This is a genomic window from Leifsonia araucanica (assembly GCF_051161895.1).
In the GTDB taxonomy this organism is placed as follows: Bacteria; Actinomycetota; Actinomycetes; order Actinomycetales; family Microbacteriaceae; genus Leifsonia.
This window is the reverse complement of sequence record NZ_JBMBTW010000002.1, coordinates 380,730-403,706: the sequence shown is the minus strand read 5'-3', so window position 1 is coordinate 403,706 and position 22,977 is coordinate 380,730. Positions and strand designations below refer to the sequence as shown.

The window sequence follows — 22,977 nt, the reverse complement described above, 5'->3', positions numbered from 1 at the left end:
CGCGGCGGTACAGTGAGCGCACTGCTGACGGGGTGATGCGATGGCGAGCACCGGAGTTGGAACACGACGTGCACCTCTGCTGAGCGCGGAAGGCGCCGCCATCGTCGCTGGTGGAGGGGCGTTCGTCCTTGCGCTCGTCGTCGCCCTGCCGCTGTTCTGGGGAGCGAGCCTCGCGATCGCGGGCCCGGACTCCCTCGGCCAATTCGTCGCCATCGCCGCCGGGGTGATCGCGGCGCTCGCCTACGTCGCTGGACGTCTGTGGACGCGGGAGGGACCGCGGCCGTTCCGCGCGCCCGCCGCCGCGAGCACCGAGGGCAACCGGGCAGGCCGGGCCACCGCCGCCGACGTGTTCGACACCGTCGTGATCGCCCTCGCGCACGGCGTGATCGCCCTCCTCGGCTGGCTCGCGCTCAGCGCCGTGCTCGACAACGGGTTCCAGGATGCGACGGTCTACTTCCTGTCCGCCGCCGCCCTCGCCGCGGTCGCCTGTGCCGTCACCGCGTACATCGTCTTCCTGTCGTCCGTGCAGATGGACCTGATGCGCCTGTCGACGGTGCTCGCCGTCTTCGTCATCGTGGGCATCCTCACCGCGATGCTCAGCGCGCCGGACCCGCACTGGTGGATGCTGCATCTCAGCGCTCTCGGTATGTCGAGCAGCGTGTCGTCGCTCTCGTTCAACCTGACCCTGATCATCGCCGGGGTGATCGTCACTGCCCTGGCCCGCTATGCGACGGACACGCGCGAGCTGGTGGCACCCGCCGACGACCGGCCGGAGGCGCGCAGGAGCAGGGCGGCGCTCATCCGGGTGCGGGTGGCGCTCATCCTGATCGGCGTGCTGCTCGCCGGGGTCGGGCTGTTCCCGCTCAACGTCTCCGCCGTGCTGCACAACGTGTCCGCCGTCGGGATGGTGCTGACGTTCTCGCTGGTCGTGTTCTGGGTGCGCGCTGCGCTCCCCCAGGCGCCGGCGTCGTTCTTCGTGCTCGGCTACGTGTTCTTCGCCACCATCGTGGTGATGCTGCTGTTCTACGTCGTCGGGTACTACGTGCTCACGGCGACGGAGCTGGTGGCCGGGGTGGTGGTGTTCAGCTGGCTCATCGTCTACCTGCGGGTGAGCGGAGCAGCGTCCGGTGCGCCGAGGGCGGAGCCCGTCACGGGCGCTGGCGCCGCGACTCCTGCCGGGTGAGTGCCGCATCCAGCACGATGGCCGCGCGGATCAGGGCCAGGTGGGTGAACGCCTGCGGGAAGTTGCCCAGCTGCCGCCCGGCCGGGTCGATCTCCTCAGCGAACAGCCCGACGTGGTTGCCGTAGGTGAGCATCTTCTCGAACGCGTACTGGGCCTCCTCGATGCGGTCGGCGTCGGCCAGGGCGATCACGTAGAAGAACGAGCAGAGCGAGAACGTGCCCTCCTCCCCCGGCAGCCCGTCCGGCGATGCAGCGGGGTTGTAGCGGTAGACCAGGCTGTCGGTGACCAGCTCGTCGCCGATCGCGTCGAGTGTGGAGAGCCACATCGGGTCGTGCGGGGAGATCATGCCGACCAGCGGCATCAGCAGGGTGATCGCATCCACCACGTCCGTGCCCGGATACTGCACGAACGCCTTCCTGTCCGGGTTCCAGCAGTGGGTGAAGACCTGCTCGTAGATGGCGTCGCGGGCGCCGATCCAGGTCTCCAGGGGAGCGGGAAGGCCGCGCTCCCTGGCGATGGAGATGGCCCGGTCGAACGCCACCCAGCACATGATCCGCCCGTAGGTGAAGTCCTTGCGGCCTCCCCTGGTCTCCCAGACGCCCTCGTCCGGCTGGTCCCAGTTCTCGGCGAGCCAGTCGAGCACCGTGCGCAGCTTGGCCCAGCCAGGATGCCCGATCCTGCGGTACTTCTCGGTGACGAACAGAGCGTCGAACGCCTCGCCGTAGATGTCGAGCTGCAACTGGTCGGCCGCGCCGTTGCCGACGTTGACCGGCCGGGAGCCCTCGTAGCCCTCGAAGCCGTCGAGCTCCAGTTCCTGCAGGTCGGACGAGCCGTCGATCCTGTACATGATCTTGAGCGGGCCGGAGGCCTCCCCCGCCTGCTCGGCGACGCGGTCCGCGACCCACAGTGCGAACGCGACGGCCTCGTCGGTGTACCCGAGCGCGAGCAGCGAGTAGACCGAGAACGAACCGTCCCGGATCCAGGTGTACCGGTAGTCCCAGTTGCGCACTCCGCCGAGCTGCTCGGGAAGCGCGGCGGTCGGCGCGGCGACCAGGCCGCCGCTCGGCGCGTACTGCAACAGCTTGAGCACCATCGCCGAGCGCTCCACCGCCTCCCGCCACCTGCCGGTGTACGTGCTCACCCGCAGCCAGTCTCGCCAGAACTCCACGGTCTGCCGGAACAGCTCCTGCCCGTGCTGCGTGGTGAGTCCGTCCGCGTCGTCGCCGGGGGCGGTGTGGAACGCGAACAGCCGCAGCTGCCCCGCCGACATCGTGAACTCCAGCACGACGTCCCCCGCGGCGAGCGCCACAGCATCCGGAGTGTCGTCACCGAGCCCGAGCAGTGCGGCTCCCGCCTGCCCGTCGTCGAAGTCCACCCGCCCGGGAGCGGTGGATGCGGTGTGCGTCCGCCGCCCGAAGTCGAACCGCGGGCGGCACTCGAGCCGGAAGCTCACCTCGCCCCTGACCACGCGGATGCCGCGCAGGATGCGGCGCTCGTCGGTGGCGACGGTGGGGTCGTCGGCCAGCGGCATGAAGTCGATCACCTCGGCGACACCGGATGCGCTCATGAACCGGGTGATCAGCACGGCCGTTTGCGGGAAGTACATCTGCTTCACCCGCACGTCGTCGTCGACGGCGTGGATGCGGAAGTATCCGCCCTTCTCCCTGTCCAGCAGCGATGCGAACACCGCTGGAGAGTCGAAGCGCGGGGCGCAGAACCAGTCGATGGTCCCGTCCGTGCACACCAGTGCCACGGATTGCAGGTCGCCGATCAGTCCGTGCTCTGCGATATCGGGGAATGCATGTCTCGGTGTCTCCGTCATGGGAGCCCTCCTCGGACGATGGCGCTCACTATAGACCCGGCGGGGCGACGGTGGCCAGTGGGGGGATATCCGCGGGCAGCGGGCGAGGACTATGATCCGGTGCCAGCGGAAAGTCCACCTTTCCGGCAGGAGGTCGTCATGACCGCATCCTTCACCGGCACGTCCCGTTCCGACGTGCGACGGCTCATCGCGCCCCTGGCTCTCGCGCAGTTCATCTGCAGCTTCGCCGGGTCGAACATGAACGTGATGATCAGCGACATCTCCCGCGATCTGGACACGACGGTGCAGGGCGTTCAGATCAGCATCACGCTGTTCCTGCTGACGATGGCGGCGCTGATGATCCCCGCCGGGAAGCTCACGGACAAGATCGGCAGGAAGCGCTGCTTCACGCTGGGACTCATCGTCTACGGCGCCGGTGCGCTCGTGAGTGCCGCATCGCCGGGGCTGTGGGCTCTGATCCTCGGCAACAGCATCCTGGAGGGCGTCGGCACCGCCCTGCTGATCCCTCCCGTCTACATCCTCACCACGGTCTACCTGTCGGACATCCCGACCCGGGCGTGGGCGTTCGGCGTGATCAGCGGCTTGGGCGGCATCGGGGCCGCGGCAGGTCCGCTGATCGGCGGGCTGATCACCACCGCGATCAGCTGGCGTGCCGCCTTCCTCTTCCAGGCGCTCATCATCGTGGTCATCCTGCTGCTGAGCAGGAGACTGACCGACCCCATCCCGGCCGATCCGACGCGGCCGTTCGACGTGGTCGGAGCCGTGCTCTCTGCGCTCGGCCTGTTCGTGCTCGTGCTCGGCATCCTCGCTGCCGACAACAGCGTGCCGCTGATGGTGACGCTCATCGTCGCCGGGATCGTGATCCTGGCGCTGTTCTTCTGGTGGGTGCGGCGGCGCGAGCACGCAGGGAAGGAAGCGCTGCTGTCGACCTCGCTGTTCCGCAACCGCCTGTCGAACATCGCCCTCGTCACCCAGAACGTGCAGTGGGTGCTGCTGATGGGCACGTCCTTCACGGTGTCGGCGTACCTGCAGGTGGTCCGCGGCTACAGCGCCATCGCGACCGGGGTGCTGTTCACCGCCGCGACGGTCGGGCTGCTCCTCACCTCCCTGGTCGCCGGCAGGCTGGCTCGGCGGTTCTCGCAGCGGAGCCTCATCCTGACCGGCTTCGTGCTCTGCGTCCCCGGCATCGTGCTGCTGATCTGGCTCGTCGCGGTCACGACGACCGACTGGGCGTTCGTGCCCGGCCTCTTCCTCATCGGGGCCGGCCTCGGCCTGATGCTGACACCGTCGGTGAACGTGGTCCAGTCCGCCTTCCCGGAGGAGGCGCAGGGCGAGATCTCCGGACTGTCCCGCAGCGTCTCGAACCTCGGCTCCACCCTCGGCACGGCCATCGCCGGCACCATCCTGATCGCCAACGTCGCCGCGGGCTCTGCGGCATACGGCTCGGCGATGGCGGTGCTCGCCGTCCTCGGACTCGGCGGACTCGTCGCCGCGCTGCTGCTGCCCAGGGACGCGAGCGCTCGGCATCCCGTACCGGGCGTCCGGGAGGCGACATGACACCGCGGCCGCGCACCGCGAACGCCGCGCTCCGTCGCGCGCGAGTGGACTACATCACCGAGGAGTCGGTGTACGGGACCGTGCTCGTCAGCGGGATGATCGTCGCAGCCGGGTCGTACCACGCCACCTCGATGCAGGTCTTCCTGACGGTGCTCACCACGGTGATCGTCTTCTGGGCGGCGCACGTCTACGCCGGGACCATCGCGGGCCACGGTGTGGAGGAGGGCGGCGGAGGGTTGTCCGCGTCGTTCCAGCGCGCTCTGCGGCGGTCGGTCGGGTTCCTCACGTCCGCTGTCCCTCCGTCGTTCGTGCTCCTGCTCGGCGGGCTGCGCATCGTCGACGACACGGTCGCGCTGTGGACGGCGCTCTGGCTCGGCGTCGCGATCCTCGCCGTGCTCGGCTACATCGTGTTCGCCCTGCGTGGCGACTCCTGGCCGGTGCGGATCATCGGCTCCATCACCACGGCCCTGTTCGGCATCGCGATGATCGTGCTGAAGGCCGTCATCCACTGAGTCCGGCCAAACCTCTGCTCCGCGGCCGACCAGGCGTACGATCCGGCTATGACCATGCAGGAGGAAGGCACCGCCGGCGACGAGGCCGACGAGCGCGAGGGGTCCGTGCCGGACGGCGCGCGCGAACTCACCACACCGGACGGCCGCACCGTCCGCTTTTTCGACTCGGGAGCATCCGGGGCGGGCGCGACGGTGCTCTGGCATCACGGCACCCCGCAGACCGGCGCGATCATCGCGCCCATCGCCGCCGCCGCGGAAGCCGCCGGTCTCCGCGTCGTCTCCGTCGCCCGGCCCGGCTACCCGGGCTCGGCCGAACGGCCGGACCGCAGCGTCGCCGACGCTGCGGCAGACGCCCTCCTGGTGCTCGACGAACTGGGCATCGACCGGTTCGCGACGGTCGGCGCATCCGGTGGCGGCCCGCACGCGCTCGCCTGCGCGGCCCTGGCACCGGACAGGGTCAGCGCCGTGGCCACGATCGCCTCGCTCGCCCCGCGCTGGGAGTCCGACGACTGGTTCGCCGGGATGGCCTCCCCCGACGCGCTCCTCACCGCTGTGCTCGGCCGGGATGCGCGCCTCCGCCACGCGGAGCACGCCGAGTTCGACGAGTCCTCCTTCACCGACCGCGACTGGGCGGCGCTCTCCGCCGATTGGGCGCCGCTCGGCGCCGACGCACAGGCCGGAGCAGCGGAGGGACCTGCTGGAGAGTCCGACGACGACGTCGCCTACGTATCCGACTGGGGCTTCGACCCGGCGGACATCACCGCGCCAGCCCTCCTCGTGCACGGCAAGGCCGACCGCGTCGTCCCCGTCGCCCACACGCTCGCCCTGCTGGAGAGCATCCCGAACGCCGACCTGCTGCTGCGCCCACGCGACGGGCACGTGTCGGTGCTGGCGACGCTGCCGCTGGTGTTCGCGTGGGCGGCCGCGCCGGTGTGACGGAACGGGCGCGCCGGCCGGTCACACCTTTCGCCAGTCCGGCGCTCCCCCGCGTCGCCACGCGACTCCCGCGTCATCGCTGAACCGCAGCACGTCCGCGCGGAACCACCAGGTCTGATCCGGGTCCCATCCGCCGATGACGGATGCGCGTTCCTCGTCGACGGGCAGGCTCCGGCCTGCGGCCTGCAGATAGGCGGCGGCGGTCAGGTGGACGCCGTCGTACTGCTCGGCGACCGCGGTCCAGTCCGGGATCACCCAGGCACCGTCCCTCCCCGTCGTGCGATACCAGTCGTGCCGGCGGGAGGCGGTCACGTCGAGCGGGTAACGACGGCACAGCTCAGTCCAGTCCTCTGCGCGACGGAGCTCGTAGACCCGCGCGGACGGCCGGATGCGCACCCGCCTGGCGTGCGCGGCCTCCCAGCCCATCGAGTCCTCGACCAGCCGGAGCCCAGCGGGCCCGTGGTCGCCGATGCTCCTGGTCGTCGTGAACGACGCCGACCAGACGAGCGGAGTGGACCACCAGGTTCCCGAGTAGTTCGCGGTCACGTCGGACGGCCGGTCGAGGCGTGCGCGCTCTTCCTCGGCCACCGCGGCGGTGCGAAAGCCTCCGACATCCGGCGTGCCCGCTCGCGTCTGCAGGGGCTCGTCGCGATCGAAGTCGACGGCCCACTGGTCGGCGGGATCGACCGGCTCGTCCCACCACTGCGCATCCGGATGGGCGAGGAGCACGCGGGCGGAGCGGAGCAGCGCAGGACGGAGAGCGGGGAGGGCTGTGAGGAAATCCTCTCCCTCGGGCTCCTGCCAATAGCGCGCGGTTCCGACCACCTCGTCGAGCACGGCGAGCGGGTCGATGAGGTGGTCGTGGATGGGCGCGGTCAGGAGGGCAGCACCGAGGTCATCGGGAGTGGTGATCGGTGCGAACGGCTCGTGGTCGTCCTCGTCCTCGTCTCCGTCTCCGCCCTGTGCCATCAGGGTCAGGTGGACCCTGCCGTGGCCCATCGCGGGATCGAGCGCTCCGCCGAGTTCCATCACCGCGCCGAGAAGGGTCGACGAGATGGCCTCGTCTCCGCTGGATCGCGCCGCGACGATGAGCGACGCGCGTCGTCCGCGCGGCCCGAGCAGGAGGGTGTCGGCGTCGATGCTCACGCCGACACCCTACGGCACGGGACGGTCTTCCCCGCGGAGGCGCCCGTCTATCCGCGATCCGACTTCGCCCCGTACCTCCTGCGTCGCACGATCACCCCGACGAGGATGGCCGCGACGGCCGCCACGATCAGCGCGATCGGGAGCTGCGAGCCCGTCCACGCCAGCGCGTCGTCGCCTCCGCGCGGCGGCTTCGTGCCTGCGGGGGCCGCTCCGGGGTCGGCCGAGCCGGTCGGCGACGGCACGGACGGGTCGGTGGGAGTCGCGGTGGGGGTCGGGGTGGTCCCCGGAGTGCCCGGCGCGGTCGGGGTGCTGGTGGGCGTCGGTGTCGCGGTCGGCGTCGGCGTCGCGGTCGGCGTCGGCGTCGCGGTGGGAGTCGGGGTCGGCGTGGGAGTCGGCGTGCTCACCGCGGCCGGGTCGAGCCGGAACGTCGTCACGACCGCGCGGTGGTTGCTCGGCCACGCGTTGCCCGCGACGTTCCTCGGCGACGGCCACCCCGCCACCAGCGTGTTCGAGCCGAGCACGGCGAGGTCGGCGCCCGCAGCGTAGACGTAGTCGATGCGGTCCTGCGGCTCCGGCGTGCCCGTCGACGGGTCGGTGGCCACGATCGGCGACCACGAGTTCCCCGCGGCGGCCGCCGGGTCCGGATGCGCGGCGCGGTAGGTGTCCGTCAGCCCGGCCTTCGTCAACGCGGCCGGGACCGGCCAGGCCACAGCGCCGACCCCGCAGTGCGCCGCGGCCGTCGCGGCCGTCCAGTCGTCCGGCGACGGAGACTCCAGGTCGGCGAGCAGGATGACGGGGGTCTTCCCCGCAGCGGACGCGTCGCCACGCAGCGCCGCGGCGAGCGCCGTCGCCTGGTCGTAGCGCGCCGTCGTCTTCTCCGCGGCGGCGAGCGCTGCCGGGTCGGTCACTCCGCCCTGGCAGGCCGCGTTCGGCCCGTAGCCCGCTCCGTCGAGACCGGCGCTCCACAGGCGCACGTCGCGTCCGAGCACGTGGGCGGTGGCGCCGACGGCGGGGAGCGCTGCCGCGACCGCCGCGCGTCGGCTGCTGGCCGCATCCACCGGGTACGCCGACACGATGGACGCGCCGTCGCCGCCCGTGACCGCGTACCAGCCGAGGGCCTTGGCGAGGCGGGTGGCGACCGTGCCGTCGTCCTGCTGCACCCCGATCACGTCGAGCCCGTTGGCGGCGATCACCGCGAGCTCCTTGAACGTCGCGTCGCTGACGTGGCTGCCCGCATCCCACAGGTTCCAGGTCGCCGCGGCGAGCTGCACGGGGTCGGTGGCGCCGAGCACCGGCACCTCCACGGTGATGCGGGAGCTCGCGCTCCCGTCCGTCGCCTGTACGGTGATGGTCGCCGGGTCGGCGGGAGCTTTCGAGGGAGCCGTACCGGTGACCGTGCCGTCCGCCGCGACGCTGAGCCAGTCGTCGCCGGCGACCTTTGAGTATCCGGTGACCGCCGCGCCGTTCCAGAGCCCGCCGACGCGCTGAGCGACAGCGCCGCCCGCACGCACGGCGGGCGCGCGGAAGGTGTCCGTCACGAATCCGGCGGCGAGGGTGGCCCCGCTGTCCGACGGCGTCGTGGCGGGCAGTGCCGCTGTGTACTCGTTGAGGATCTGGGCGGCGCCGATCGCGGTGTCGTAGAAGTCGAAGTCGTCGATGGATGCGTTGACGAACCCGTCCCCGGTGTCCGCTCCTGAGCCTTCGGCGCCGACCCGGAACGGGTTGCCGCTCACCAGGGAGAACGCGCTTGTCAGCCCGGCGTTCTGCGCCGTCTGCTGGCCGTCCAGGTAGGTGGTCATGGTGCCGGCCGCGCGGTCGGCGACGACGGCCACCTGGTGCCACGCCCCGATGACCGAGCTGCCGCTGACCTGCGGAAGGTAGTTCTGCGCGGTGGAGGTGCCGTTCCGGCCGAAGCAGGCGCGCAGCACACCCGGCTGGCCCGCGGTGTTGTAGAGCGTCGTGCCCTTGTTGTAGCAGTGGGTGAAGTCCTGGTTGGAGACGATCGGCGAGTCGGAGCTGGTGGCCGCCTCGTTCATCCAGAACACGTAGGAGAAGCTGGACGACGCATCCGTGCGCCCCGCGATCAGCGGCAGGCTGAAGAAGTTGACACCCTGGACGCTTCCCGCCGGCGAGTTCACGTATGCCGCCTTGCCGGAGATGCCGGCTCCGTACGACGGCGTGCCTGACCAGGCACCCACGTTGCCGCTGCCCGAGCTGTCGGCCACCGTCGTGCCGGTGTCGTCGTCGAAGTCGTACGACACGATCGGCGCGACCGAGTCCCCCGGCGCCCGGTAGCGGTTCCACACCGCATACAGGGTCACGGTGGCTCCCGCCGCCGACGCCAGATCGGTGACGCTCTGCTTGTCGGCGTACACGACCGCTCCGGATGCGCTGGTCGCCCAGCCGCGGAACTGGTACCCGGCGCGGGTGTACCCGTTCGCGGTCAGCGCTGCGGTCTGACCGGTGGTGAGCGTCTGCGACGCCGTCGACCCTCCCCCGGCGCCGTTGCCGTCGAACGCCACCGTGTACGTGACCACGGTCGGCTTGCTCGCCGCGAAGTCCGCGGCGACCTGGCTGCCGGGGATGGCGGCGTCGAAGAAGTTGACGCTGTCGACGGACGCATTGACGTACCCGTCTCCGGTGTCGCTCTCACTGCCGCTCAGTCCGCCGATGTTGAACGCCAGCCCGCTGTCGAACGCCGTGGATGCGGTGATCGACCCGGCGGGTGCCGTCGCCTTCTGCACGCCGTCGACGTAGAACGTCCCGGTGTTCGCAGTGCGGTCGATCACCACGGCGACGTGGTGCCAGGCGTTGAGGATGCTGCCGGAGATGCCGTGCACGTACTGCTTCGTCCCGCCGGCCGTCTTCCCCCAGCATGCTTCGAGCACCCCGGCCGTCGCCTGGTTGTAGAGGGTGATGCCCGCGTTGTTGCATGAGTCGAAGTCCTGGTTGCTGATGATGGGGCCGTAGCTGGTGCGCGACTGCTCGGAGATCCAGAACTCGTAGGAGAAGCTGGACGACGCATCCGTCTTCCCCGCCACCCTCGGGAGTTTGATGTAGTTGGCCCCACCGCCGACCACGGCCGCTTTGCCCGAGACCCCGCCGACGTAGGACGGCGTGCCCTTCCAGCTCGCGTCGTTCCCGTTGCCGGAGCTGTCGGTGACGACGGAGCCCGTGTCGCCGTCGAACGTGTACGACGCGACCGGTGTGATCGCATCCTGCGGATCGAAGGCGGGGCTCGCGGCCGCCGCGTTCGCCACGCCGACGATCACCCCGGTTCCGGCTGCGGCCACCGCCAGCGCTGCGACGGAGGCCAGGATGCGGTGCGCCACGGTGCGCGGGACGAGGCGGTTGATGACGCTCTGCACGGTCATGGGGTTCTCCGGAGTCGGGTCGGGCGGGGTCGGCGGTGGTGGTGCGGTGAGGTGCGGGTGCAGTGGTGGCGCGTTGCGCCAGTCAGGTCACGCGGTCAGCTGCGCCACGCGCCCCGCATACCGGTGCTGCCACCCGGTGCCGGTCGCCGCCGTGACGATCACGTCGTAGTACCCGTCCGTGGTCGGCCAGGTGATCGTCTCCGTGGCGCCGGGGTGCACCCACACGCTGCGCGTGCCTCCGGCGAAGTCGTTGGCGGTGAGCGTGTAGTGCACCGGCTGCAGGCCGTCGTCGTGCAGCGCGATCGTGAGGGTGGGCTCGCTCCCCGCGACCAGTGCGACGTCCACCCGGGGCACGCCCGCGTTGTCCTGCCCGGCGGGCAGCACGGTGCCCGCGTGCGAGCGCACGAACCCGTCCGGTCCGTACACGGTGAACGCATACCGACCGTCGTGCGCCGCCGCATCCCAGCTGTACGCCGCGGGCGACGCTGCCGTCACCGTGTGCGGCGTGTTGCTGAACGGCAGGTACTTGTCGGGGAACGCCTGCAGGCTGACCGCCTTCCCCGCCGCGCCCCCGACGAGGCTCAGCCGCGCGGTCACGGTCCCGGTCTCCCTGTCCTCCTCGAACGTGCCGTGCGGGTGGAACGACAGCGGGCGGGGGCGCAGCGCGCCGCCGTCCCACTTGTCCGCCGGCGGCACCTGCGTGCTGATCGTTCCTCCTGCGCGCGCGATCTGCACCAGCGCCTCGGTGTCCGGCAGCGACGGGATGTCCACCACCGGATGCGCGAAGTCCAGCGCACTCGTCAGGTCGCCGCTGATCCCGCGCCGCCACTGCGTGATGGTGGTGCTGAGCGCCGGGGTGCCCAGCGCCGTCGTCCAGGTCTCCAGGAACTGCAGGATCGAGGTGTGGTCGAACGTCTCGCTGTTGACCCAGCCTCCGCGAGTCCACGGCGACACCAGGATCGCCGGGACGCGGGCGCCGTAGCCGATGGGCGTGCTGCCGGAGTACTCGCCGGGCGTGCCCGGCTCGGCGAACGGTGGGAGGACGTGGTCGTAGTATCCGTCGTTCTCGTCGAACGTCATGATCAGCAGGGTGCTCTTCCACAGTTCTGGATTGCTCTGCAGCGTCTGGATGACCCGGTTGCTGAAGTGCGCCCCGTGTTCCGGGTTCGCCGACGGGTGCTCGGTCCAGCCGTACGGCGCGACCACCCACGACACCTGCGGGAGGGGCTGGGCCGCACCGGGCTGGCAGGCGGCGATGAAGTCCTTGAGCACGGCGTTCAGGTTGGCGTCGCTGTCGTTGTTGGCGGCGCCGGTCGGGGCGTACGGCGCCGACCCCGCCCGCCAGACGAGGCCGGTCCCCGGGGCGTTCTTGACCGCATCCACCCGGTTGGCCGCGTCGGTCGCCGTGCTGCCGGAGGTGGTGAACGCCGCGAACCCGCGGATCGGGTTGTCGGTGTAGTCGCCGACCCAGCTGCTGCCGTTGTTGCTGTTGTCGACATAGATGCGCCACGAGACGCCCGCCTTCTGCAGCGCCTCCGGGTATGTCTGCCAGGTGCGGGTGCCGTTGGACTCCCCTCCGTTGTCCGTGACGCCGTTGGAGGTGCCCGTCCAGTGGTAGAGCCGGTTCGGGGTGGTCGGGCCCATCACGGAGCAGTGCCAGGCGTCGCAGATCGTGTACGCGCTGGCGAGCGACCACTGCCACGGGATCTCCTCGCCGGTGACGTAGTTCATCGTGGACGGCCCTTTGGCCCCGATCCAGTTGTTGTACCGGCCGCCCGCCCACGCGCCGAGCCCGCCGGAGTACGAGTGGTCGAGCCCGGTCGTCGTGCCGGCGACGGTGGTGACCCTGCTCGGCTTCACGAACGACGCCCCGCTCGGCTGCGAGAACACGTCGGTGCCGTTCTGGAACCGCAGCGCCTGCTTGTCCTCGAACCCGCGCACGCCGGGTAGGGCGCCGTAGTAGTGGTCGAAGGCACGGTTCTCCTGCACGAGCACGACGACGTGCTTCAGGTCGCTGATGTCCCCGGCGAAACCGTCGGGCAGCACGTACGCGGGCGCGTGCCGCGCAGCGCCCGCCGCCTGCCCGGCCTGCCCCGCCCACGCCGCACCGGTCGTGCCGCCCAGCACCGCGGCGCCGCCGAGCAGCCCGAGCGCTTTGAGCATCCCGCGCCGGGACAGCCCGGACCTCAGCACCTCCGGAGGAACGGTCTCCGCGCGCTCGTACGGGTCAGGGATGAAGTCTTCCGGCTCGCTGGACATGGCTCTCCTGGTGTCTGATTCGTTCAAGGCCGCGGACAGCCGACCAAACCGAAGGAAACCGCCGGTGAACGCCAGGCGACCGAAGGCCCCGGATGCGCGTGCACGGCCGAATTCGCGCGCCGAGTGTTCACACTGGGCGTCGCGGGACGGCGTCGCTGTGCGGCGTCGCGGGACGGCGTCGCGATGCGGCGTCGCGACGCGACTGTCACACCACCGCGCGGGTGCTCTCCCCTGCGTTCACATCGAACGCGATCGTTCCGGCCAGATACCGGTCGACCCCGAGCTCCACGACCCGGCCATCCCTCGTCGCCGTCGTGCGCGACACCTGCAGCAGCGGGCTGGACCGCCGCACCCCCAGCAGCGCAGCATCCTGAGTGGACGCCGCGACCGCCTCGATCCGGTGGCTGCCCGACGTCACCCTGATCCCCTCGAGCGCCAGCGCCGCCGTGGTCGACGACACGTCGTCCGGCATCCCGTCGACCACATCCGCCACCCACGGCGCCCATGCCGACCGCTCCACCATCACCACCAGCCCGTCCAGCGTCCGCACCCTGGTGAAGCACAGGATGCGCTCCCCCGGCCGCACCCCCAGCTGCTGTGCCTCCCGCGCATCCGCCCCACGCCGCACCCGTTCCGAGATCAGCCCGCCGGCGACCCGTCCGCCCGCCTCCGCCCACTGGGCGAACGACAGCATCCTGTCGAACACCTGGGTGTGGTGCCGCGCCTGCACCATCCAGCCGTCCCTCGGCCGCGCGAGCACCAGCGACTGCCGCGCCAGCTTCGCCATCGCCCCGCGCACGAGGCTCCTGGTCACCCGGTACTCCTCCGCCAGCGACGCCTCGCTCGGCAACCGCATCCCCGCCACGAACTCCCCCGACTGGATGCGCCTCCGCAGGTCGGCGGCGATGTCCTGCGACGCGACGGTGCGGGGGCTCTCACTCTGCTGCGGCACCCCAGGAGCGTACGGCGGCCGGGAGACCGGGAGGTGGCGCGGGCCTTAACGGGAGCCGGGCGCCGCCGGTCGCCGGACAGTCAGCGTCTGCTCCGCACTGCCCACCGGTCCCCGCTCGTCGTGGAGTCCGGAACTGGTCAGCCCCTGCCCGGTGGGCCCGAACGTGACGGTCGTGTCGAGCCCGACCCAGCGCCCGGTCGGCTGCGTGTGCAGGTGGATCGTGAGGTCGAGGTTGGGGAACATCCACTCGCCGGGCTGCTGGCGAACGGCGATCCCGTTGGCGGTGTCGACCAGGGCGATGAACGCGGCGTGCGCGCTGACGGCCTCCCCGGCCACGAGCTCCCGATCGGTGCGGAGCCACGCCATCCCGCGCCCGGGCCGCGGCGGCTCCTCGGCGCGCATCTCGAGCGACGCGACGTAGCCACCGGGCCAAGTGTCCGCGATCCCCCACTCGTGCCCCTCCTCCGGCACGGAGAACGTCGCAGACTCGCCACCGGCGACCTCGCGGGTGTCGCAGTCGATCGTGTACCAGCCGCGCGCCAGCACCACGGCCCTCCCCGCGATGACGACGGTCGCCTGCACCAGCTCGATCGTCCGCCCCGGACGCAGCGTCTCCACCGCGATCTCGCACACGTCGGCGGCGAGAAACCCCAGGATGTCGAAGCTGAGCCGGGCGAGAGACATCCCGGCCGCACCGTGCGCCGCCCGGTGCACATCCATCGCGTGGGCGATCAGGCCGCCGAGCGGACTGAAGTGGATCTCCGCATCGTTCCACGCCCCACCGGCGTCGGGCAGCGGACGGAAACGGCTGTCGTCGAGACGTTCGAAGTATGCGCTCATCGCACACCATTCTGGCGGGCGGAGACGAGAAAAGCCGCCCCCGCCCGATCTGCGATCAGTTCGACGACGAGAGCCCGTGAAGCATCTTCTTGATCTGCTCCTGCACCTGAGCGTCGTCGGTCTCGAAGATCGCATAGCTGATGCCCGCGGTCTGGATCGGCCGGTTCGGGTACTTCGTGTACGTGGGAAGCACTCCGAGCAACCGGTCGGCCATCTGCGGCAGCTGCCAGGTCTTCTCGGCGAAACTGTTCATGAAGATGTCGTACCGCTCCTGCGGGTCCTGCCACAGGTCGAACAGCTCCGGCACGATCGCCGTGTACGACGCGGGGCCGCGCCAGCCGTCGCGGACGTTCCAGATCGCCTTCCACTTGCCGAGGCGGATGGCGCCCGGGATGGCCTCCGTCTCGGTCATGTAGAACCAGTGATCTCGCGTCGACGGGCCCTCGCCTTTCAGGAGGGCGGTCTGGTCGTAACTGTCGAAAATGGTCGGTTCGCCGTCGCGATCCTCGGTCGGAAGGTCCACGCCCGCAATGCTCGCGAACGTCGCCATCAGATCCAGCGACCCGACGATCTCGGAATTGCGCCGCCCGGCCTCGATAGTCCCCGGCCACCACGCGATGGCGGGGACACGGCTGCCGCCCTCGTAGTCGGTTCCCTTGGTGCCTCGGTACGGCGTGTACCCGCAGTCGGGATACACGTCCTGCCACGCGCCGTTGTCCGTCGTCCAGATGATCAGGGTGTTCTCGGCGATGCCCAGCTCCCGGACTTTGTCGACGACCTGCCCGACCCGGTGATCGAGTTCGACGAGGGAGTCGAGATACTTCGACTTCGCGAGCGAAGAACCTTCGAAATCCGGATGCGGCAGATTCGGCTGGTGCAGCTTGGCGGTATTGAGGTACAGGAAGAACGGGTTCTCGCCGGCCGCGTGTTCCTCGAGGTAGTCCAGCGCGATAGCCGTCGACTTCTCGTCGATGAACGGGATGTTCGACGAGTCGACCTTCTCCACCTCGTGCGGTTGCTCCCCCGTCGTGCCTTCCAGAGCGCCGGTCACATTGCCCCACATCTTCATGGTGGCCGGATCGTCGAACGGGAAGTCCGGGTTGTACGCCTTGTCGGTGTATGTGTACGCGTTCAGGTGGTAGAGGGTCGTGTTGAACATCTGATCGAACCCGTGAGCGGTCGGCATGGCGTAGTCGGCCTCTCCGAGATGCCATTTTCCGATGTGGCAGGTGTCGTAGTCCGCCTTCTTGAGCACGCTGGCCAACGTCCACTCTGCCGCCGGAAGTCCGCCGCCCTGGCCGGGGAAAGCGACAGTGGTCATACCGCTGCGGATCGGGAGTCGGCCGGTGATCGCCGCAGCCCGTCCCGGCGTGCAGCTCGGCTGCCCGTAGAACGACAAGAACTGCAAGCCCTCAGCGGCGAGGCGATCGAGGTTCGGCGTCGGCGCGCCACGGTTCTCGCCGCCGCCGTAGCAGCCCAGATCCCCCCAACCGACATCGTCAGACATGAACAGGATGATGTTCGGCTTCTCAGGCATCCGAGCCCCCTCGCATAACGGAACGATATGGCTGGACCCTAGCAACTGGAAAAGCTTCGCAACAGACTCGTTCTCTCGGCGAAAGTGGTGGACAATCGCAGCACCTGCGCTGACTCCATCCCGAGCCGCGGCGATCGAGGAGGCCCACGATGGCTGAACCGCACCTACCGTCCTGGCGAGACACCCCAACCCTGGCGGCGATCGTCTCGTTCGTCGAGTCGGTCGCGACAGGACCGGGGGCGGTCCCTGTCGAGCAGCGCGTCGCGGTCTTCGACAACGACGGCACCCTCTGGATCGAGAAGCCGATGCCGACGCAATTGCACTACGTCGTGGAGCAATGGCGCACCAGACTCCGCGCCGACCCCGCACTCGCGCGGCACCAGCCGTACACCGCCGTGGCCAGCGGCGACCTCTCGTGGATCGGAGCAGCCGTTGACAAGCACTACGACGGCGACGACGACGACCTCCACGCGCTCATCGGCGCCCTCGTCGAAGTGACGGAACGGAGCAGCGTCGAGGACTACGCCCGTTCCGTGTCCGAGTTCTACCGCACGGCGCACCACCCTGTCCTGGACAGACCGTACGCCCAGACGGTCTACCAGCCGATGGTCGAGCTGCTGCACTACCTCCGCGCCAACGGCTTCGTCTGCTACATCGTGTCGGCGGGCGAACGGGACTTCATGCGTCCCATGTCGGAGGGTTATTACGGCGTTCCCCCCGAACGCGTCGTCGGGTCGGCGTACGAACTGACGTACGACGAAGAATCCGGAGAACTGCGGTATGGCGCATCCCTCGCCTTCTTCGACGACGGACTCGAGAAACCAGCGCGCATCTGGAACCGCATCGGCCGGCGGCCATTGCTGGCAGGGGGCAACGCCAACGGCGACATCCCGATGCTGGACTTCACCCGGCGCTCCGGCACCGGCCTCGCACTGCTCATCCACCACGACGACGACACCGGCCGCGGAGACATCCCGTACGACAAGGGGGCCGAGCGGGCGCTCGCCGAGGCGGACGCCCGCGGCTACACCGTCGTCAGCGTCAAGAACGACTGGTCGGAGATCTTCCCGGCAGCTCCGTCAGCGTGAGCCTCGACCGCCGCGAGGCGGTTCAGGCGTCGCGTGCGCAGCGGAACCCGATGTGCGACATGCCCGTGTCCTCCGCCTGGGGTGAGCGCGCAGCCGGACGGAACCGAAGACAATAGTCCGGCGAGCACAGATGCGATCCGCCCTTGAGCACGCGCCGCGCGATCTCCGGGAACTCCGGCTGGGCGCTCGCCGTTGCGAGCAGGTTCTGCCGCTTGCCGGCATCCACCGGCTTATCGGACAGACGCAGGTGCCGGGGCGTGTAGTAGTCGGACGTCCATTCCCAGACGTTGCCGACCATGTCGTAGAGCCCGTATCCGTTGGCCGGGTACGAACCGACGGGCGCGGTGCCGCCGACACCCTGGTTGTCGTACGGGAAGCGGCCGAGCCAGGAGTTCGCCTGCGCGGTGCCGTCCGGATAGATCTCCTCGCCCCAGGCGAAACGCGCCCCATCCAGGCCACCCCGGGCCGCGTACTCGTGCTCGACCTCGGTCGGGAGGCGCAGCCCTGCCCACCCCGCATACGCCAGGGCGTCCTCGAACGCAACGTGCACGACCGGATGCTGCATCCGGTCGGCGATGGACGAGCCCGGCCCGAACGGCCGCCGCCAGAAGGCGCCCGGCGTCCACGTCCACCAGTTGCGCCAGTCGTTCAGATCGACCGGACCGGCCGACGGGGTGAACACCATCGAGCCGGGGACGAGGGAAGCGGGATCGGCTCCGGGGAACGCCGCGGGGTCGAGCTCGCGCTCTGCGACGGTCACGTAGCCGGTCGAATCGACGAACTCCGCGTACTGCTCGTTCGTGACTTCATAGCGGTCGATCGAGAACGAACGGACGTCGCGCTCATGGACGGGCCGTTCGTCGGGATAGAACTCGTCCGATCCCATCAGGAACGAGCCGCCGTCGATCAACACCATGTCCCGCGTCCGTGACTTCACGACCTCACCCTAACTCGCAGGGGGCCGTGCCAGGGACTTCGCCGGACTCGAACAACGCGTGACAGCGACCAATGGTGGAGATGGGGGGAATTGAACCCCCGTCCACTGCTGTGGTCATATGCCTTCTACGGGTGTAGCCAGTGTTGACGTTCTACTCGGCTCCGGAATTTGCCACTGGCACCTAAACCGACGAGCCCAGCATCAGTGCACGTCCCTCCACGCCCTGATACTCAACATGGAGGCAAGCTCTCTAGATGACGCCAGAATCCGGGTAGAGAGCTATTCCCGGCTTGACGGTCTCATAAGTTGCTTTGGAAGAACTTACGCCGCGAGGGCGAAGTCTGCCTTGGCAGAGACAGTGCTCTTTGAATTGGCACTTGTTTTTTGCATGCATCGTTTACGAGATAAGCATGCATCCTCGACCCGCTTCTCACACTCTCGCAGACAATGTCGAAACCGATCATCCCCGTGCGCAGCCGGTGAGGCTGGGTCGCTGTCACGCGCTGTTGAGTTGTCCAGATACTGTTCTCACCGCTTGCGGCGAGCTTCTTATCCTACAGCATCCCGAGGCCCCGTTCTATGCCACGATCGGAGGATGGCCGACACGATCATCACCGTCCAGGGCGAATACGAACTGCATCAGCCTGCCGAACGCGGCACCGTCCGCCTCACCGTCGCGTACGACGGACCGAGCCGGGATGAGGTGCTCGCGCTCACGACGCAACGCCATCTCTCCCTCACCAGCGAGCTGCGGGACATCCACAATCCGCAGTCCGGGCCCGTCACCTGGTGGTCGTCCGACCAGTTGCGGGTGTGGGGAGAGCGGCCGTGGAACCAGAACGGCAAGCAGCTGCCGATCGTGTACCACGCCCAGGTCGGCATCGAGGCGAAGTTCAGCGACCTCGGCGCGCTGTCCGACTGGGTCGGCGTCGTGTCGCTGCTCGACGGCGTGACCGTGTCCGGTGTGACCTGGGCGCTGACGGAGGCGCGCAAGCAGACCCTGGTGCAGGAGGCGCGACGCCGGGCGGTCGAGAACGCCGTCGCGAAGGCGACCGTCTACGCCACCAGCCTCGGGCTCGGCTCCGTCAAGCCGCTCGCGCTCAGCGATCCGGGGATGCTCGGCGACCACACCTCCGCACAGCAGCAGTCGCAGCCGATGTTCGCCAGGGCGGCGTCCGCAGACGTCGGCGGTGGGACGCTGGCGTTGAAGCCGGAGGACATCACCATCGCGGTCCAGGTGCACGCGCGCTTCGCAGCGTCCTGAGCCGCGACGCCGATAAGCCGCGTGCCGCGTCGCCACGACAACGCGTCGCGCGTCAACTCTCCTCGACCAGCACCGAGCGAAGCTTGGCCAGCTCCAGGTCGTCCAGCCCGGCGTCCTTCAGGTAGGCGTGGACGCCTCCCCGCTCGCGGTCGATCAGGTCGAGGGCCGACTCGAGCGCTTCCGGCGGGCTGCCTCCCATGATCACGCGCAGATCGGGAGTCACCTCGACGCCGTGGCTCTGCACCAGCTTCAGCATGCCTTCGAGCCAGGGGCCGGCGAGGTTCGCCTGCGTGCGCGCGTAGTCGTCGACCACCGTCCGGCGGTCGACGCCGACCGCGAGCAGGGCGAGCGCGATCACGATGCCCGTGCGGTCTTTGCCCGCCGTGCAGTGCACCACCACGCCCTCGTCGCCGGTGTCCGCGATCTCGCGCAGGGCGGTGATCACCACATCCGTGTGCTGCAGCACGATCTTCGCGTAGAGGTCGACCAGGGTCGCGCCGATCGTGGCCTGGGAGGCGCCCGAGCCCTCGAACACCGGGAGGTGCAGCACCTCCACGTCCAGCCCGTCGAGGTCGTCCGGCAGCGTCTTCAACTCGAAGTCGTCGCGCAGGTCGATGATCACCCGTACGCCCAGTTCGCGCAGCGCGTCTTTGCCCGTCTCGCCCAGCGAGTGCAGGCCGTCCGAACGGAACAGCTTGCCCGATCGGATCGTTCCGCCGTCGGCCCGGTAGCCGCCGACATCGCGGAAGTTGTACGTGCCGTTCACGGGGATGCGCGGTGCGATCGAACTCATGCGTTCAGTCTGCCACGCGCTCCGGACGCGCCGCCCGCACTCCCCTGCCGCGGCTACGCCGAGGCGCTGCGTGCGGCTACTCGCCCAGGTGCTTCCTGCTCGACATGGCCCTGTCGGCCTCGCGCTTGTCCTGCCGCTCGCGCAGCGCCTGGCGCTTGTCGTACTCGCGCTTGCCCTTGGCCACCGCGATCTCGACCTTCGCGCGCCCGTCGCTGAAGTAGATCTGCAGCGGGACGATCGTGTACCCGCCCTCTTTCACCTTGTTGTGGATCTTGAGGATCTGCGCCTTGTGCAGCAACAGCTTGCGCTTGCGTCGCGGGGCGTGGTTGTTCCAGGTGCCGTCCGCGTACTCCGGGATGTGCACGGCGTCGAGCCACGCCTCGCCTCCGTCGACGAACGCGTATCCGTCGACGAGGGATGCGCGACCGGCCCTCAACGACTTCACCTCGGTCCCCGTCAAGACCAGACCGGCCTCATAGGTGTCTTCGATGGTGTAGTCGTGGCGGGCTTTGCGATTGGTGGCCACCACCTTCTGGCCACGTTCCCTGGGCACAGCTCACTCCTGACGCGTTCGATCGGATGCCGCCCGCGGTACGCAAGGCAGCCATCCAGTATATGGCGAACTAGACCTTCAGGTAGCGACTGATCGCGAAGTTCGCCGACGCCGCCGCCAGAACCACCCCCACGAGGAGCAGCAGGGGCGCCACGACGAGCGCATCCCCCTCCCCGACGAAGTTGATCGACTGGATGCGTTCGGACAGGAACCCGCGCACGAAGAAGTGCACGATCCCGTACACCGCCCCCGCCGCCAGGATCGAGCCGATCAGTGCAGCGAACACGCCCTCCAGGATGAACGGCGTCTGGATGAACCGGTTGGACGCACCCACCAGCCGCATGATGCCGAGCTCCCGTCTTCGCGAGAACGCCGACAACCGGATGGTCGTGGCGATCAGCAAGGCAGCCGCCACGAGCATCAGCGCTGCGATGCCGATGGCGGTGAAACTGGCCGCGCGGAGGATCGAGAAGATCTGGTCAAGGTAGCTGCGCTGGTCGACGACGCTCTGCACACCGGCGGCACCGGACAGCGTCTCGGTCAGCACGGCCGAGTTGCTCGGGTCCTTCAGGTTGACCCAGAACGTCTGCGGGATCATCTCCGGCGTGACGAAGTCGGCGATCTGGTTGCCCTTGAACTGCTGCTTGAACTGCTCGTAGCCCTGCTTCTGATCCTGGAAGTAGAACTTCTGGATGTACGGGGACAGCTCAGGAGACTCGAGCTGCTTCTTCACGGCGGCGATGGTCTGCTCGTTCGCCGCCCCTCCGACACAGTTGTCGGTCTCCGTGCACATGTACACGGCCACCTGGGCACGGTCGTACCAGTAGGTCTTCATCTGGTTGATCTGCATCTGCAGCAGCACGGCGGTGCCGACGAACGTCAGCGAGATGAAGGTGACGAGGATGACCGAGACGACCATCGACACGTTGCGGCGCAGCCCGTTCGCTGCCTCTGACCAGATCAGGCCGAATCTCATTTGGTCGGCCCCACATTCTGCTCGCCGTTGGAGTCGCTGTCATCCCGCAGACCCCGGAGGTCGAGGTTCGCGGTGAAGTTGAGGTGGTCGGGGAGGTCCTTGTTATCGTTCGCCGGAGGCGGCGGAGGAGGCGGCGGCGTTGTCGCGGCCGTCGCGAACTGCACCGGCGCGGGGTATTGCTGCTGAGACGGCGTCTGCTGCTGCTGCGCCGACACGGGCTCCGGATGCGCGACCCCGGCCTGCGGGACGGCCACCGGCTGCTGCGGCTCGGCGGGGGCGGGTTGCGTCTGCTGCGGTGCGGCCTGGACCGGTACCGGAACGCTGACCGGCGCCGCGGGGTCGGACGTGGGAACGTGCGGCCTGGCCATCTCGTGCTGCGGCTCGTACGCCGGCTGCTGCTGCTGCGCGTACACCGGCTGCTGCGGCTGCTGCTGCACCGGCGCGGACGCCGGACGCGCATCCTGCAGCTGCTCCGCGGCCTGCATGGTGGGGATCGCCGCGGTGACGCCGTAGCCGCCGTGACGCTCGTCGCGGATGATCTGCCCGTTGACGAGCTCGATCACGCGACGCTTCATCTGGTCGACGATCGCCGCCTCGTGCGTGGCCATCAGCACCGTGGTGCCGCCCGCGTTGATGCGGTCGAGCACGGCCATGATGCCGGCGCTGGTCGCGGGGTCGAGGTTACCCGTCGGCTCGTCGGCCAGGAGCACCTGCGGCTTGTTCACCACCGCGCGGGCGATGGCGACGCGCTGCTGCTCACCACCGGACAGCTCGTGCGGGAGGCGCTGCGCCTTGCCGTCGAGGCCGACCATCTTCAGCACGTCGGGGACGGCCTCCTGGATGAAGCCGCGCGACTTGCCGATCACCTGCAGCGTGAACGCGACGTTCTCGAAGACCGTCTTGTTGGGCAGCAGGCGGAAGTCCTGGAACACCACGCCGATGTTGCGGCGGAAGTACGGGACCTTGCGCGACGAGATCGTGCCCAGGTCCTGCCCGAGCACATGGATCTTCCCCGTGGTGGGCTTCTCCTCTTTGAGGATGAGCCGCAGGCAGCTCGACTTGCCCGAGCCGGATGCACCGACGAGGAAGACGAACTCCCCACGCAGCACTTCGAGGTTGATGGCGTTGAGTGCCGGGCGCGAGGTGCCCGAATACTGCTTGGATACGTGTTCGAACCGGATCATGACCTCTAGAGACTAAGCAACCCTGGGCCGATCCGCAGTAGCGACTCACCATTGCGCGACAAGC

The 22,977-nt window shown here is 69.3% G+C and carries 18 protein-coding genes and 1 other RNA gene; 6 read left to right on the top strand and 13 right to left on the bottom strand.

Annotated elements, in window-relative coordinates; all coding sequences use genetic code 11:
- The first annotated feature begins 40 nt into the window (after nucleotides 1–40).
- Nucleotides 41–1,183: a hypothetical protein gene (locus ACN6M5_RS01885; RefSeq protein ID WP_434948312.1), complete on the top strand. Its 1,143-nt coding sequence runs from the start codon at nucleotides 41–43 to the stop codon at nucleotides 1,181–1,183.
- Here ACN6M5_RS01885 and ACN6M5_RS01880 read toward each other — a convergent pair.
- A complete protein-coding gene (locus tag ACN6M5_RS01880) occupies nucleotides 1,149–3,005 on the bottom strand; it encodes a glycoside hydrolase family 15 protein (RefSeq protein ID WP_434948311.1) in 1,857 nt (618 codons plus the stop codon). The genes ACN6M5_RS01885 and ACN6M5_RS01880 overlap by 35 nt on opposite strands.
- Nucleotides 3,006–3,143: 138 nt before the next feature.
- Between ACN6M5_RS01880 and ACN6M5_RS01875 the strand changes: the two genes are divergently transcribed.
- From ACN6M5_RS01875 to ACN6M5_RS01865, 3 genes are read left to right on the top strand one after another with little or no spacing between them, the layout of a single operon-like run.
- Nucleotides 3,144–4,562, top strand: coding sequence for an MFS transporter (locus ACN6M5_RS01875; RefSeq protein ID WP_434948310.1), 1,419 nt, complete (start codon nucleotides 3,144–3,146; stop codon nucleotides 4,560–4,562).
- Nucleotides 4,559–5,074 (top strand): hypothetical protein, encoded by a 516-nt coding sequence (locus ACN6M5_RS01870; protein ID WP_434948309.1) that lies wholly within the window; start codon nucleotides 4,559–4,561, stop codon nucleotides 5,072–5,074. The genes ACN6M5_RS01875 and ACN6M5_RS01870 overlap by 4 nt, the downstream gene beginning before the upstream one ends.
- 48 nt (nucleotides 5,075–5,122) lie before the next feature.
- Nucleotides 5,123–6,010, top strand: a complete 888-nt coding sequence (locus ACN6M5_RS01865; RefSeq protein WP_434948308.1) for an alpha/beta fold hydrolase — start codon at nucleotides 5,123–5,125, stop codon at nucleotides 6,008–6,010.
- A 21-nt stretch (nucleotides 6,011–6,031) separates the two neighbouring features.
- Here the strand turns inward: ACN6M5_RS01865 and ACN6M5_RS01860 are convergent, their stop codons facing one another.
- From ACN6M5_RS01860 to ACN6M5_RS01835, 6 genes are all read right to left on the bottom strand, one after another.
- The gene (locus ACN6M5_RS01860) at nucleotides 6,032–7,156 is read right to left on the bottom strand and encodes a hypothetical protein (RefSeq protein WP_434948307.1); all 1,125 of its coding nucleotides are present in this window, start codon (nucleotides 7,154–7,156) and stop codon (nucleotides 6,032–6,034) included.
- Nucleotides 7,157–7,203: 47 nt separating this feature from the next.
- On the bottom strand, nucleotides 7,204–10,530 hold the full coding sequence (locus ACN6M5_RS01855; RefSeq protein WP_434948306.1) for an InlB B-repeat-containing protein: 3,327 nt from the start codon (nucleotides 10,528–10,530) through the stop codon (nucleotides 7,204–7,206).
- 87 nt (nucleotides 10,531–10,617) lie between these two features.
- Entirely contained in the window at nucleotides 10,618–12,789 is a 2,172-nt protein-coding gene (locus ACN6M5_RS01850; protein ID WP_434948305.1) for an alkaline phosphatase family protein, read from the bottom strand.
- Nucleotides 12,790–12,994: 205 nt separating this feature from the next.
- Nucleotides 12,995–13,741 carry a GntR family transcriptional regulator gene (locus tag ACN6M5_RS01845; RefSeq protein ID WP_434948304.1) on the bottom strand — a complete coding sequence of 249 codons (747 nt, stop codon included), beginning with the start codon at nucleotides 13,739–13,741 and terminating at the stop codon, nucleotides 12,995–12,997.
- A 45-nt stretch (nucleotides 13,742–13,786) separates the two neighbouring features.
- Entirely contained in the window at nucleotides 13,787–14,581 is a 795-nt protein-coding gene (locus tag ACN6M5_RS01840; RefSeq protein WP_434948303.1) for a thioesterase family protein, read from the bottom strand.
- 55 nt (nucleotides 14,582–14,636) lie between these two features.
- The gene (locus tag ACN6M5_RS01835; RefSeq protein ID WP_168690830.1) at nucleotides 14,637–16,118 is read right to left on the bottom strand and encodes an arylsulfatase; all 1,482 of its coding nucleotides are present in this window, start codon (nucleotides 16,116–16,118) and stop codon (nucleotides 14,637–14,639) included.
- 149 nt (nucleotides 16,119–16,267) lie between these two features.
- Here ACN6M5_RS01835 and ACN6M5_RS01830 point away from each other — a divergent pair, with 149 nt between their 5' ends.
- Nucleotides 16,268–17,206 carry an HAD family hydrolase gene (locus tag ACN6M5_RS01830; RefSeq protein ID WP_434948302.1) on the top strand — a complete coding sequence of 313 codons (939 nt, stop codon included), beginning with the start codon at nucleotides 16,268–16,270 and terminating at the stop codon, nucleotides 17,204–17,206.
- Nucleotides 17,207–17,228: 22 nt separating this feature from the next.
- Here ACN6M5_RS01830 and ACN6M5_RS01825 read toward each other — a convergent pair whose 3' ends face one another.
- Nucleotides 17,229–18,122: a formylglycine-generating enzyme family protein gene (locus ACN6M5_RS01825; protein ID WP_434952290.1), complete on the bottom strand. Its 894-nt coding sequence runs from the start codon at nucleotides 18,120–18,122 to the stop codon at nucleotides 17,229–17,231.
- A 93-nt stretch (nucleotides 18,123–18,215) separates the two neighbouring features.
- Nucleotides 18,216–18,611, bottom strand: a transfer-messenger RNA (tmRNA) gene (gene ssrA, locus ACN6M5_RS01820).
- Between the two features lie 127 nt (nucleotides 18,612–18,738).
- Between ssrA and ACN6M5_RS01815 the strand changes: the two genes are divergently transcribed.
- Nucleotides 18,739–19,407 (top strand): SIMPL domain-containing protein, encoded by a 669-nt coding sequence (locus ACN6M5_RS01815; RefSeq protein ID WP_085369481.1) that lies wholly within the window; start codon nucleotides 18,739–18,741, stop codon nucleotides 19,405–19,407.
- A 52-nt stretch (nucleotides 19,408–19,459) separates the two neighbouring features.
- On the opposite strand, the gene ACN6M5_RS01810 is transcribed toward ACN6M5_RS01815, so the two are convergent.
- The 4 genes from ACN6M5_RS01810 to ftsE form a co-directional block, all read right to left on the bottom strand.
- On the bottom strand, nucleotides 19,460–20,200 hold the full coding sequence (locus ACN6M5_RS01810; RefSeq protein WP_434948301.1) for a tyrosine-protein phosphatase: 741 nt from the start codon (nucleotides 20,198–20,200) through the stop codon (nucleotides 19,460–19,462).
- 76 nt (nucleotides 20,201–20,276) lie between these two features.
- Nucleotides 20,277–20,753, bottom strand: coding sequence for an SsrA-binding protein SmpB (smpB, locus tag ACN6M5_RS01805; protein ID WP_055892644.1), 477 nt, complete (start codon nucleotides 20,751–20,753; stop codon nucleotides 20,277–20,279).
- A gap of 70 nt (nucleotides 20,754–20,823) precedes the next feature.
- Nucleotides 20,824–21,729 (bottom strand): permease-like cell division protein FtsX, encoded by a 906-nt coding sequence (gene ftsX, locus ACN6M5_RS01800; protein ID WP_085369479.1) that lies wholly within the window; start codon nucleotides 21,727–21,729, stop codon nucleotides 20,824–20,826.
- Nucleotides 21,726–22,913: a cell division ATP-binding protein FtsE gene (gene ftsE, locus ACN6M5_RS01795; RefSeq protein WP_434948300.1), complete on the bottom strand. Its 1,188-nt coding sequence runs from the start codon at nucleotides 22,911–22,913 to the stop codon at nucleotides 21,726–21,728. Before ftsE ends, ftsX begins: the two co-directional genes overlap by 4 nt.
- Between the last annotated feature and the right edge of the window lie 64 nt (nucleotides 22,914–22,977).

Coding starts and splice junctions, on each gene's coding strand:
- ACN6M5_RS01885 (WP_434948312.1), top strand. CDS start 41: ATGGCGAGCACCGGAGTTGGAACACGACGTGCACCTCTGCTGAGCGCG.
- ACN6M5_RS01880 (WP_434948311.1), bottom strand. CDS start 3,005: ATGACGGAGACACCGAGACATGCATTCCCCGATATCGCAGAGCACGGA.
- ACN6M5_RS01875 (WP_434948310.1), top strand. CDS start 3,144: ATGACCGCATCCTTCACCGGCACGTCCCGTTCCGACGTGCGACGGCTC.
- ACN6M5_RS01870 (WP_434948309.1), top strand. CDS start 4,559: ATGACACCGCGGCCGCGCACCGCGAACGCCGCGCTCCGTCGCGCGCGA.
- ACN6M5_RS01865 (WP_434948308.1), top strand. CDS start 5,123: ATGACCATGCAGGAGGAAGGCACCGCCGGCGACGAGGCCGACGAGCGC.
- ACN6M5_RS01855 (WP_434948306.1), bottom strand. CDS start 10,530: ATGACCGTGCAGAGCGTCATCAACCGCCTCGTCCCGCGCACCGTGGCG.
- ACN6M5_RS01850 (WP_434948305.1), bottom strand. CDS start 12,789: ATGTCCAGCGAGCCGGAAGACTTCATCCCTGACCCGTACGAGCGCGCG.
- ACN6M5_RS01840 (WP_434948303.1), bottom strand. CDS start 14,581: ATGAGCGCATACTTCGAACGTCTCGACGACAGCCGTTTCCGTCCGCTG.
- ACN6M5_RS01835 (WP_168690830.1), bottom strand. CDS start 16,118: ATGCCTGAGAAGCCGAACATCATCCTGTTCATGTCTGACGATGTCGGT.
- ACN6M5_RS01830 (WP_434948302.1), top strand. CDS start 16,268: ATGGCTGAACCGCACCTACCGTCCTGGCGAGACACCCCAACCCTGGCG.
- ACN6M5_RS01825 (WP_434952290.1), bottom strand. CDS start 18,122: ATGGTGTTGATCGACGGCGGCTCGTTCCTGATGGGATCGGACGAGTTC.
- ACN6M5_RS01815 (WP_085369481.1), top strand. CDS start 18,739: ATGGCCGACACGATCATCACCGTCCAGGGCGAATACGAACTGCATCAG.
- ACN6M5_RS01810 (WP_434948301.1), bottom strand. CDS start 20,200: ATGAGTTCGATCGCACCGCGCATCCCCGTGAACGGCACGTACAACTTC.
- ftsX (WP_085369479.1), bottom strand. CDS start 21,729: ATGAGATTCGGCCTGATCTGGTCAGAGGCAGCGAACGGGCTGCGCCGC.
- ftsE (WP_434948300.1), bottom strand. CDS start 22,913: ATGATCCGGTTCGAACACGTATCCAAGCAGTATTCGGGCACCTCGCGC.